General features: G+C 38.4%; 11 protein-coding genes. 3 read left to right on the top strand and 8 right to left on the bottom strand.

Going from position 1 to position 11,518, the window contains the following annotated elements; genetic code table 11:
* Positions 1 to 12 precede the first annotated feature (12 nt).
* The 3 genes from OC25_RS05700 to OC25_RS26745 all read left to right on the top strand — a co-directional run bounded on the left by OC25_RS05700 (position 13) and on the right by OC25_RS26745 (position 2,304).
* A complete protein-coding gene (locus tag OC25_RS05700) occupies positions 13 to 627 on the top strand; it encodes a TonB-dependent receptor plug domain-containing protein (protein ID WP_039472728.1) in 615 nt (204 codons plus the stop codon).
* Between the two features lie 26 nt (positions 628 to 653).
* Positions 654 to 1,403, top strand: coding sequence for an energy transducer TonB (locus tag OC25_RS28320; protein ID WP_052265990.1), 750 nt, complete (start codon positions 654 to 656; stop codon positions 1,401 to 1,403).
* 205 nt (positions 1,404 to 1,608) lie between these two features.
* Entirely contained in the window at positions 1,609 to 2,304 is a 696-nt protein-coding gene (locus tag OC25_RS26745) for a TonB family protein (RefSeq protein WP_245221903.1), read from the top strand.
* 625 nt (positions 2,305 to 2,929) lie between these two features.
* On the opposite strand, the gene OC25_RS05685 is transcribed toward OC25_RS26745, so the two are convergent.
* The 8 genes from OC25_RS05685 to OC25_RS28430 form a co-directional block, all read right to left on the bottom strand.
* The gene (locus tag OC25_RS05685; protein ID WP_039472727.1) at positions 2,930 to 3,700 is read right to left on the bottom strand and encodes a succinate dehydrogenase/fumarate reductase iron-sulfur subunit; all 771 of its coding nucleotides are present in this window, start codon (positions 3,698 to 3,700) and stop codon (positions 2,930 to 2,932) included.
* Positions 3,701 to 3,778: 78 nt separating this feature from the next.
* Positions 3,779 to 5,758, bottom strand: coding sequence for a fumarate reductase/succinate dehydrogenase flavoprotein subunit (locus OC25_RS05680; RefSeq protein WP_039472725.1), 1,980 nt, complete (start codon positions 5,756 to 5,758; stop codon positions 3,779 to 3,781).
* A 19-nt stretch (positions 5,759 to 5,777) separates the two neighbouring features.
* On the bottom strand, positions 5,778 to 6,458 hold the full coding sequence (locus tag OC25_RS05675) for a succinate dehydrogenase cytochrome b subunit (protein ID WP_039472723.1): 681 nt from the start codon (positions 6,456 to 6,458) through the stop codon (positions 5,778 to 5,780).
* 237 nt (positions 6,459 to 6,695) lie between these two features.
* Entirely contained in the window at positions 6,696 to 7,103 is a 408-nt protein-coding gene (locus tag OC25_RS05670; protein WP_039472720.1) for a GxxExxY protein, read from the bottom strand.
* Between the two features lie 225 nt (positions 7,104 to 7,328).
* Positions 7,329 to 7,520 carry a cold-shock protein gene (locus OC25_RS05665; protein ID WP_039472718.1) on the bottom strand — a complete coding sequence of 64 codons (192 nt, stop codon included), beginning with the start codon at positions 7,518 to 7,520 and terminating at the stop codon, positions 7,329 to 7,331.
* Positions 7,521 to 7,632: 112 nt separating this feature from the next.
* Positions 7,633 to 8,256, bottom strand: coding sequence for a tetratricopeptide repeat protein (locus OC25_RS05660; RefSeq protein ID WP_052265988.1), 624 nt, complete (start codon positions 8,254 to 8,256; stop codon positions 7,633 to 7,635).
* Positions 8,244 to 9,386 carry a hypothetical protein gene (locus OC25_RS05655; protein ID WP_039472716.1) on the bottom strand — a complete coding sequence of 381 codons (1,143 nt, stop codon included), beginning with the start codon at positions 9,384 to 9,386 and terminating at the stop codon, positions 8,244 to 8,246. The genes OC25_RS05660 and OC25_RS05655 overlap by 13 nt, the downstream gene beginning before the upstream one ends.
* Positions 9,365 to 11,518 carry an urea transporter gene (locus tag OC25_RS28430; protein WP_052265987.1) on the bottom strand — a complete coding sequence of 718 codons (2,154 nt, stop codon included), beginning with the start codon at positions 11,516 to 11,518 and terminating at the stop codon, positions 9,365 to 9,367. The genes OC25_RS05655 and OC25_RS28430 overlap by 22 nt, the downstream gene beginning before the upstream one ends.

Genomic DNA, 11,518 nt, shown 5'->3' with positions numbered 1-11,518 from the left:
AATATAAGCAGCATGAAAAAGATAATCGTTTTTACCATTGTAATGGGATTTACCCTGGCAGGTTTTGCACAAAAAGCAGATAGCACGAAAACTACAACCATCAGATTGCGCAGTAATGCTGCATTGAATAGTCTTAAACCATTAATTGTAATTGATGGCAACAAGCAATATAGCAGGGATATTAACCTGGTTACACTTGCACCAGATAACATAGAATCGGTAAGGATTTTAAAAGATAGCAGTGCGGTTTCAGCTTATGGTGCCGATGGTTTGGCAGGAGTAATTGAAATTAAAACAAAAACAGCGTTGGTAGGAAATGGCATAGCTCCTGAAAACAATATTAATGCAGAGCAAACCAAAAAAGCTGCAACTTTCAACATTAAGCCTGCACCGTACAACCTTAACATTACCGAAACCGAATTCAAGCTCAGAAATGGTTCAAACGCCCCCCTCTACATCGTTGATGGAGAAGAAATCAAGGAAGAAACATCGATAAACCAGAGCAATATCCAATCTATAGAAGTTTTAAAAGATACAGCAGCAAAAAAACTTTATGGTGCTAAAGGGAATAATGGTGTAATCATTATCAAAACCAAGAACGCAAAACCACTTCAACAAAAGAATTAAATAATTAACCTTTTAATTAAAAAACAATGAGAAAGCTAATCATTTTAGCCCTACTGGGCTGTGCCATGTTTGTTAATTCTGTAAAAGCACAAGATAAAGACGAATTGTACGATTTTGTATCAGTACAAAAGCAGCCAATGTACCCTGGTGGGATTGCCGAATTTTACCAGTATGTTAAAAAAGAAATAAAGTATCCCGAAGCAGCTAAAAACAATAAAACAGAAGGCAAAGTATTTCTGGCATTTACAATAGAAAAAGATGGCTCTACTTCCGATATTACAGTCATACGCAGCCTGAGCCCTGAAACAGATAAAGAAGCGGTTAGAGTGCTTAAAAATTCGCCCAAATGGGCCGCTGCCGAGCAGGATGGTAAAGCCGTACGTGTAAGGTATAATATTAATATAAACTTCGACCTTTCTAAAATCAGTAACGAAAAAAAAGCAGCCATTATTAATCGCGATGCCAAAACACCACTAAACAATGACGGAATAAAAGGTTTGTATAGCTATTTGGCTAAGAATATTAAATACCCGGCAGAAGCACAAAAAAATAATACCCAGGGAAAAGTGGGTTTAGCATTTAATGTAGAAGAAGACGGTTCCTTATCTGACATAACAGTAACTGAAAGTCTGAGCAAAGAAACCGATGCCGAAGCGATTAGGGTGCTTAAAAAAGCACCTAAATGGGCCACTATAAAGAATAATGAGCTTGTGCGAACACAATACAACATTAATGTAAACTTCGACCTTCCCCAGGCAAACAGTACAAAAAATTAAATTGAGCTGTTGCTACTCCAATTCAAATCTCTGGTTATTTAACAACCGGAGATTTTTTTTGCATAAGAGGCTTTTTCATAAACGCAAGATTAAATTAATATTAACTCATGTTTCACGTGGCACAATAAGTAGTAAATCAATATAAATCACGGGGTCTACTCCATTTACTACCTGCCACAGCAACTAACAAATGCTATATTTGGGTATGAAAAAATATCTGTTTACGCTGCTCAGTCTTTTAATATACTTTACAGCAAATGCGCAAAATGTAGGCCCGGCAACCCCAAAACCATCTGTTATTTTAGATGGAAAACTATTGGTAAATGGCATGGATACGCTGCGTAAATTTAAAAACGAAGACATTGAATCTGTTACCATTTTAAAAGAGAGGGATAAGACTTCGCAATTTGGGATAAATGATAACAACGGCTTGCTCATTGTATTTACCAAAGCAAAACAAAACAGTGCCGAAAATATTGCCCTTAAAAAAAAGATTGCCAAACTGAATTTTTCAGCGAAACCTGATCTTGTGATGAAGTCTGGCACTACCAACAAGCCTTCAAGAGATTCGATTCCTAACGGCGTATTCGATTTTGTTAGCGTAGAGAAACAGCCTGAATTTCCAGGTGGTTTAAAGGCTTTTTACCAGTATTTGAACGATAACATTAAATACCCAAAAGAAGCGGCGAAGAATAAGATTCAGGGTAGGGTATTTTTATCTTTCGTTGTAGAAAAGAACGGCGCGCTAACTAACATTAAAATAATGCGTGGAGTTAGCGCCGATATTAATGAAGAAGCCATAAGAGTGCTATCAGGTTCACCTAAGTGGAAACCGGGAATACAATTTGGCGTACCAGTAAGGGTGAAATACAACATCAACGTTAATTTCGCACTCAACTAACTTTCACTCATTTCTTTAAAAAACACAAAACCCCAGCACAAATTGCCGGGGTTTTATGTTTTCTCTCCTGTCTCGGAGCAATAAATTTAGAAAAACTTTAATGTATATGCAAATAATACAGAATAAAATTTCCATTTAAGCAAAATTTTAATATGCATACATAAAATTATTATCAGTTTCACAAACTTTTATTTTGTTAGTAATTTCTTGTCCTGAGTTTCGATTTTAAGCTTTAGCGTTTCGTATGTTTTCAATAACAGGCTAAAATGTTAAAATGATAGCCAACCGGGCACTTTCAACCAGTCAGAAAATTGATGAAATTTATTTTAGTCTTCTTTATTAAATACTAATATTTATCATGCTTTTAACCAGATTTATCTTATTCTCTAGTATTTAGAGATGAGAATGGATATAAAGATATTTATACAATAGCAGATGTCTTGAACTAAAAAAGAGGCATAAAAATAAGTTTAGTTGAGCCTTCCCGTACAATCATTAGGTAGATCCTTCGACAGGATCAGGATGACAATCTAAATTAAGACAATGCTTTGTGTTAAAACTAAAAAGCCCCCACTAGGTGGAGGCTTAAGAATCCAGCTGTTAAACTGGATGCACAGTATATTTTTTAAACGGTTTCTTCAGAAATGAATTTCGAAGTAGCGAAATCGCGGTTCATGCGGGCAATATTCTCTAAAGAAATTCCTTTAGGACATTCTGCTTCGCAAGCACCAGTATTGGTACAGTTACCAAAACCTTCTGCATCCATTTGTGCAACCATGCTTTGTACACGACGGTAGCGCTCTGGCTGACCTTGTGGCAATAAAGCCAGTTGAGAGATCTTAGCCGATACGAAAAGCATTGCAGAAGCATTTTTACAAGTAGCTACGCAGGCACCACAACCAATACATGCAGCAGCCTCAAAAGCTGCATCAGCCTGCATTTTAGGAATTGGCAGGTTGTTGGCATCTTGCGCATTACCGGTATTTACCGAAATAAAACCACCAGCAGCAATAACCCTGTCAAATGCAGAACGATCTACAGTTAAATCTTTCACTACCGGGAAAGCGGCAGCTCTCCAAGGCTCAACCACAATGGTATCGCCATCATTGAATGAGCGCATGTGCAACTGGCAGGTAGTAACCAAATCTTTTGGTCCGTGCGGACGACCGTTGATGAACATTGAACACATTCCGCAAATACCTTCGCGGCAATCATGATCGAACACCACTGGTTCTTCGCCTTTATTGATCAGATCTTCGTTTAACACATCGAACATCTCCAAGAAAGACATATCTGGCGAAATACCGGATAATTTATAATCAACCAAAGCACCTTTGGTATTGTTATTTTTCTGACGCCAAACTTTTAGCGTTAAGTTCATATTTCCTGTACTCATGATATTGAGATTTTAGGTAAGCGCTAAGCGTTTGGCGTTTGGCAGTTAACCGCTTTACGCTAAACGCTGTACGCATCACTATTTATAACTTCTTTGTGCAACTTTAATATTTTCAAACTTCAGTTCTTCTTTATGAAGTTCGAAGTTTACACCTTCTTTAAATTCCCATGCGGCAACGTATGCGTAGTTCTCGTCATCACGTAAGGCCTCACCTTCTTCCGTTTGATATTCTTCGCGGAAGTGACCACCACAACTCTCGTTACGGTTTAATGCATCGATACACATTAACTCACCCAATTCGATGAAATCGGCAACACGGCCAGCTTTCTCCAGTTCAGGGTTAAGCTCGTTGGCAGCGCCAGGTACACGTACATCTTTCCAGAATTCTTCGCGCAGGGCTCTGATTTCCTGAATGGCTTCATTTAAGCCTTTCTCGTTACGGGCCATACCGCATTTCTCCCACATGATGTTACCTAAACGCTTGTGGAAATGATCTACAGATTTAGTTCCCTTAATGTTAATCAAAGTATTTAAAATACCTACCGCTCTGACTTCTGCCTCTACAAACGCAGGGTGATCAGTCGGGATAGCCTTGGTAGAAATTTCTTTTGATAAATAAGCACCAATGGTGTAAGGTAAAACGAAATAACCATCCGCTAAACCTTGCATTAAAGCAGATGCACCTAAGCGGTTAGCACCGTGATCAGAGAAGTTAGCCTCTCCTGTACAATATAAGCCCGGTACTGAGGTCATTAAGTTATAATCAACCCAAAGTCCACCCATGGTATAGTGTACCGCAGGGTAAATACGCATTGGTGTTTCGTAAGGGTTTTCGCCGGTAATTTGTGCGTACATATCGAACAGGTTACCGTATTTCTCTTTAATTACGGCAGTACCTAAACGCATGCAGGTTTCTTTATCCGGATTGTGGTTACCAGCCTTAGCAGCTTCGATTTTTCCGTAGCGTTCAGTATTGGCTTTAAAATCTAAGTAAACAGCCAGTTTAGAAGCACCTACACCATAACCTGCATCGCAACGCTCTTTAGCTGCACGCGAAGCCACGTCACGAGGAACCAGGTTACCAAAAGCAGGGTAACGGCGCTCTAAATAATAATCTCTTTCATCTTCAGGAATTTCTGAAGCTTTACGGTTATCATCTTTCTTTTTAGGCACCCAGATCCGACCATCGTTACGTAACGATTCAGACATCAGGGTTAATTTAGACTGGTGATCGCCAGAAACCGGAATACAGGTTGGGTGAATTTGTGTATAGCAAGGGTTTGCAAAGTAAGCACCTTGTTTGTGTGCTTTCCATGCAGCGGTAACGTTACTACCCATAGCATTGGTAGAAAGATAGAATACGTTTCCGTAACCACCTGTTCCCAATACCACAGCGTGACCGAAGTGACGCTCAATTTCACCTGTAATTAAGTTACGGGCAATGATACCACGTGCCTTGCCATCGATTTTAACCACCTCAAGCATTTCGTGACGGGTAAACATTTCTACTTTACCCATACCGATTTGGCGTTCTAAAGCCGAATAAGCACCTAATAATAACTGCTGACCGGTTTGACCTGCAGCATAAAAAGTACGTTGAACCTGTGTACCACCAAATGAACGGTTATCTAACAAACCGCCATACTCGCGTGCCAAAGGCACACCCTGGGCCACACACTGATCGATAATATTAGCACTTACCTCTGCCAAACGGTGCACGTTTGCTTCGCGGGCACGGTAATCGCCACCTTTAATTGTATCGTAAAACAAGCGATAAATGCTATCGCCATCATTCTGGTAATTTTTTGCAGCATTGATACCACCCTGAGCCGCAATAGAATGCGCACGGCGTGGCGAATCCTGAAAACAGAAACATTTAACTTTGTAACCCATTTCGGCTAAAGTAGCTGCTGCCGAAGCACCCGCTAAACCCGAGCCTACAATAATTACTTCAATTGTTCTTTTGTTCGATGGGTTAACCAAAGGCACAGAAGACTTATACTTAGTCCATTTGCTTGTTAAATCGCCTTCTGGAATATTTGAATTAATATCTGACATATCTCTTTTGTGCTAAAAACTAATTAATTAAACCTGCATAAACTGCAATTGGCATTGCGGCAAAAAGGATCGAAATAATGATCGAATACCAAACGCCTAAGCCTTTTATTATACCGTTATATTTTGAGTGGTTCCAACCTAATGTTTGGAAAGCCGAAGCAAAACCATGCAATAAGTGGTAGCATAAAGAAAACATAGCTAAAATGTATACCGCAACCCTCACCGGATCCTGAAATTTCTCTCTCATTACAGCATACAAATCTTCGTGGCCATTCGCATCAACCGTTGGAATTCCGGTAAAACGAGAAACTACCCAAAAATCTTTTAAGTGAACCACTAAGAAAATAAGCAATAACGTACCCAATAATCCCATTGAACGGCTATACCATTTACTGTTAGCTTTACCATCGTTGACGGCATATTTAACAGGTCTGGCTTTTTGGTTTTGCAGGGTTAACCGCAATGCCTGAAAAATGTGCACAAGCAAACCAATAAACAGTACTACCTCGCCTGCCCTGATTAACCAGTTGGTAGCCATAAAGTGCGCCCCAATGTTAAAGGTTAAGCCACCGTCATTAATGAAAATTAATGCATTAATAAAACAGTGTACAATTAAAAAAAGTATCAGGAACAAACCTGTAATACCCATGATGAATTTCTTCCCTATTGATGAAGAAAACGCATTTCCGAAACCACTCATTTGATTAGGATTTATATCTATATTTCTTGCAAAAGTATTTAATTATGAGTTTAATTTATAAACGAATATGACAAAACAACGATAAAACATTTATTTAGAAACATTCTAAAGCATATTCGGAAATATTTGGTGGATTATAGGTTTTTTAAGGTTTTCACTTCAGGTTTACCTTAAAAAAACACTACACCATTAAGCAATTAAGGTAATTAAGATTGTTTACCAAAAGTGTTGAAAGTCCTATTCATCTGGTAAAATTTTGAAATATTCGTTTACTATAGGTACTATGCTTTTGGTAATATTTTCTGTGAAAAAATTAATCAGCAACCCCTGCGGAGCTCCAAGCAGTCTCATGTAGGTTTGAAGCTGGGCATGATGAACAGGCAAAATATTGGAAATGGCTTTTATTTCGACTACGACACAATTATTCACAAATAGATCAGGCCTTAAATCTAAATCCATCAATAAATCATCGTACACAACTGATAAGACAAACTGCTGAGCAACAGTATATCCGTTCTTTTCCATCTCATATTTCAAACATTTTTCATATACGTGCTCCAATAATCCAGGGCCGAGAGCCCGGTGAACTTTAATTGCAAATCCTGTAATTTCGTAGGATAGTTGCGTAACCTCTTTTTTAGTCATCTCTAATTTAATTAAATCAATAATGCTTTTGAGCTCATTTGTTTATGCGCACAAACTTTAGAGATGATAAAACAAGATAACAATTATCCGCTTAACTACCTAAATATCTTAATGATAAAAAATCAGATCACACAATTAGGGTTATCTTTTTTTTAAAAAATAGTAGCATAAAAAAAGGTCCCGATTTGCATCCGGACCTTTTACGATTTATGTGTTTGAGTTTTCTTAAGCTACTTTTACATTTACCGCGTTTAGGCCTTTTCTACCTTCTTCTACTTCGTAGTTTACGGTATCATTCTCACGAATGTTGTCAATTAAGCCTGAAGCATGAACAAAAATTTCGGCATCGCCATTTGAAGGGATGATAAATCCGAAACCTTTAGTTTCATTAAAAAATTTTACTGTTCCTTGTTGCATTATATTGTATTTTAATTTGCGTCAAATATAGACTTAAATACCTATAAATCACTTTTTTATTTTTTTATCTGTAAATATTCGCTAAATACATTGATTAATTGCCCTTTAGGCCCTATTTAACCGATCTGTTCAGCCCGTCAGTACTCGATGTATCACCCGGTTTTATCATTAACGCACGCTCAAAACAGGCTTTTGCTTCAGGTTTTCTGCCCGAAAACAGCAACGCCCAGCCCAACATGTGGTTACCATCATAATCGAAAGGATACAAAGCTACCACCCTGGCAAAATATTTGGATGCATTGGCATATTGTTTCCGGTTATAGATAATTACCCCGGCCCAATAGTTTGCCTGTGTGTTTTGCGGATCAATTTTGAGTATACTGTTGTACTGCTCCATCACTTTATCCCAGCTGCTTAACAGCGAAAGCGCTTTGATTAAACCAAACCTTGCTTCCACTGAATTTGGTCGCGAAGAGATGGCCCTGTTATAATAATTTTGCGATGCGGTATAATTTTTGGCCAGATAATACAGCCAGCCGATCCGGAGGTTGGTTTCGTAATTATTTTCGGCATAAAAGGGCATAATATCACTTATGGCCTCGGTATAGCTCTTTTTACTTTCGTTGTTATAACTATTTTGAAATGCTTTTTGCAATGCGGCATTGGTTTGGGCATTTACCTCAAATACAGATAAGCCCAGAATCGCAAAGACCATAAATTGTTTTAAAAATTCCATGTAATGCCGCCGTTTATTGAGTGTTGTAAATAGTTAAATTTAAAGATATTATCTGATTTACGTTCAAATGTATAATTCAATCCCAAAAGTAGCCGTTGTTTTAACAAAAAATAACAGTTTGCACCAGCTTTAAACTTCGTTTTATCAAAGCCATTATAAAAATACAAGGCATCTGCCTCTGAATAATTGTACTGATTACCCATTGTTACCACACCTTCAAACCATAGCTGATTAAAGGGCTTAAAGCCAAACAACTGCTGTACAACTATATTGTGTTCATTAACAACGTCAACCAGCGAAAAACGGGTAATGCTGTAAAAATCCAGGTTACCGGCTAAATACTTTACAAATTGCATATTATATTGCCTTGTTTTTTCGTCGCCAATTTGTGATAAGATAAAATCACCCTGAAAATCGCCGGCATCACCTGCATATTTAACACCTAACAAGGAGGCATTGTTCTGATATACCAATTGCCTTAAATCAGACCGCATATAATGATAAGCACCAATAAAGCTAAACCTTTTAAACGGTGTATAATTCAATTTTGCATAATAGCCCGGCTGCACAATATGATCGTTGTGGATAGGCTGATTGTAATACGAAAACGAAGTTGATAAGTTTAGTTTATAAGTAAGGCCAAGATCAACAAAAGCTCTTGAATAAGAAGAATTCCCCCTTTCGTAGATATTGGTAAACTTAATTCCACTCTCAGCCCCTGCCGAAATCATTTTAAAAGGCCTTAATTGTTTGCCTTCTACATTTGCCGTATCTAAACCTGCCGCGAACCACCCTGCGTTATCTGGCCGGTTTAAATAAAGGCTACTTAAATAGCCATAATACAGAGCAATTTGGTTATGTTTATCATTTGCCAGCACCTTATTGTATTGCACCAGCGCATCGGTATAATTACCGCGTACAAATGATGCATAAGCAATGCGTAACCGCAGCAAAGGAAAATCCTCGCCATTATGAATGGCCGCTTTACCAAAAACAATAAGTTGCTGCCACTCGGCGGCATTAAAAAGCGCCAAAGATGTACTATCTGTTGCCTGATAGTTGCTTTGCGCTTTACCAATTGTTATCGAAACAATTAAAAGCAAAACCGTTAAACTGAACTTGTTTCCCATGTTACTTTTAAGTGTTTGTTTTGATGTTGAAGTGCAAAGCCCTGAATACCTTTAGTGCCTAAAAATAATTCGGCTTTAAACCAATTTTTATCTTTCCCCAACAGTAGTCGCCCTCCTTTTGACTGTACAATTAATCCATCTGCTTTTATTTGAATTGAATTGGTATAGGTATTTTGGATAAAACGATAGAAAGGCGCCAGAGCATCCTGCAGCCACAATAACAAATTGAAATTTTCAGCATCTGCAGCAAAAAAATCTTCAAGGGGCTGTGCTGAATAATTAATTTTATAGGCGGCCTGATAAAAATGGTAAAGCAAGGAGTTTCTTGCGCCATAAAACCGCGTAAAATAAAACACGTTGGCATTGCTTACAAAATAGGCTACTGCCTGGTTTTCGTGACAAAAAAAGTAGGTCGAATTAAAGTCATCGGTAAATACTTCCCAGGTTTCGGTATGTCCATTATCTGCTGTAATATTTGCCAGGTATCCCGGCTGAAAGTGGAAAGCATTTTTTAAATAGGAATTTATCTCCGGCCGCTCAATGGTCGTTCCCTCCTGCGGCACTTCAAATGTTTTTAATCCAGACTGACCTGCTACGGTGAAATAAGCAAAAGGATAAGGATAAGTTTTAGAACCAATGTAAGGAGTACACTGTACCTGAAAATGCAGATGAGGCTCAGGTGAGCGACCAGAATTACCGCAAAAGGCTATAATATCGCCTTGTTTAACATAATCGCCTGCCTTAACTTTTATGCTGTTCTTTTTTAAATGCGAAACCTTACTGTATAAATTTTCGGCATGTTTAATTACAATGGTATTGCCCCAGTTTTGCTGCAGGTTAACCTGACCAATTGCATTGTCATCAATATAAGCAATCACCTCCTCTACCTGACCATCGGCCACTGCTAAAACCGGTTTGTTAAAACAATAATAATCTTCTGGTTTTATTCCCGGCAGCTGATACGTTTTATCATCAAGATCTTTGAGTACGAAATCTAAAGCGTGTTGCCAATCGCCTTTATGCGTAATTGAGCCTTCGTAACCTTGCGAAACCGTCCAGGCGCCCATGAAAGGCAGGCTTAAATTGAAATACTTAAAATCCTTAAGTCTTTGTTCACCGTTTAAAAACTGATATAAATTGGTTTCGGGCGAATAATATTGGAAAGGTGTAAGCTTAAGTTTTCCGGGTTGCTTTCTTAACATAAAGAAATACAGCAAGCCGAGTGTAACCAAACAAAATGGCATGGAAAGTACAGGGAGATTATACAGGAGCAATACACGCGACAGCCCGTTTAAAACCAGAAAGGTAAAAGGAATTACAGCAATTGCCCATAAATAAGAACGCCACGACGGGATAAGGAAAAAGCCTCCGATAGCACAACTTACCATCATAAAATTTGCACCCAGATAGTAATTACTTATTCCACCCGGATAAGTACCGGTGAGCTGGTTGATTATGCAGGAAGCAATAAAACCCAGTACCAACAGACTAAAACCAATACGCGAATGAATTAAAAAACCTATGCTAATGATCATGCCGGCAAGCACACTGTTCTGAAATAAAATGGCACTTACCGATCTGAAGAAGAGCAGCAGGTTAGCTGGAATATTCAGGTGTTCGAAAAAGAGACAGAGCTGGCTAAAATGAGATGGTGGATTGGTATTTAGTTCAAAAATTAACGAACTGCCTTTTTGCAGCAAGCCCATCCCCAAATAACCGTTTGAGGCAATTAAAACCATCCAAAAAGTTAACACAAAAGGAATAGAAAGTGAAGGCAAAGCATATTTACCTAAAAACGAACTGAGGTTAACACTTAAAACAACACACAATAAACAAGCCGCGGCCAGCCACAGCCAATAGGCGAAACTGAAGCTAAAAAAAGTGCCAAAACCAATGCCCAGCAGCAGCGAATTGAAGCTATATAGCCCAGATTTAATTTCTTCTTTTTTAAAACCAAGGGTATTAACCAGCAGTAAAGATCCAATTACACTTATGAGCCCTGATAAACCTGCATCAAAATTGAAAAAAGAAACCACGAGCAACAGCACACCTAAAATCCGGTTCTGCGAGAAGAACAGGATGGCGTAACTGTTTAAAGTAGCGCTAAAGTAATATTGCAGGTGTTTCTTCAA

This window comes from Pedobacter kyungheensis (assembly GCF_000812965.1).
GTDB classification, from domain to species: domain Bacteria; phylum Bacteroidota; class Bacteroidia; order Sphingobacteriales; family Sphingobacteriaceae; genus Pedobacter; species Pedobacter kyungheensis.
The sequence above is the reverse complement of the archived record's forward strand: the minus strand, read 5'-3'. Positions and strand labels throughout refer to the sequence as shown.

Coding starts and splice junctions, on each gene's coding strand:
- OC25_RS05675 (WP_039472723.1), bottom strand. CDS start 6,458: ATGAGTGGTTTCGGAAATGCGTTTTCTTCATCAATAGGGAAGAAATTC.
- OC25_RS28320 (WP_052265990.1), top strand. CDS start 654: ATGAGAAAGCTAATCATTTTAGCCCTACTGGGCTGTGCCATGTTTGTT.
- OC25_RS05670 (WP_039472720.1), bottom strand. CDS start 7,103: ATGACTAAAAAAGAGGTTACGCAACTATCCTACGAAATTACAGGATTT.
- OC25_RS05660 (WP_052265988.1), bottom strand. CDS start 8,256: ATGGAATTTTTAAAACAATTTATGGTCTTTGCGATTCTGGGCTTATCT.
- OC25_RS26745 (WP_245221903.1), top strand. CDS start 1,609: ATGAAAAAATATCTGTTTACGCTGCTCAGTCTTTTAATATACTTTACA.
- OC25_RS05700 (WP_039472728.1), top strand. CDS start 13: ATGAAAAAGATAATCGTTTTTACCATTGTAATGGGATTTACCCTGGCA.
- OC25_RS05685 (WP_039472727.1), bottom strand. CDS start 3,700: ATGAGTACAGGAAATATGAACTTAACGCTAAAAGTTTGGCGTCAGAAA.
- OC25_RS05665 (WP_039472718.1), bottom strand. CDS start 7,520: ATGCAACAAGGAACAGTAAAATTTTTTAATGAAACTAAAGGTTTCGGA.
- OC25_RS05680 (WP_039472725.1), bottom strand. CDS start 5,758: ATGTCAGATATTAATTCAAATATTCCAGAAGGCGATTTAACAAGCAAA.
- OC25_RS05655 (WP_039472716.1), bottom strand. CDS start 9,386: ATGGGAAACAAGTTCAGTTTAACGGTTTTGCTTTTAATTGTTTCGATA.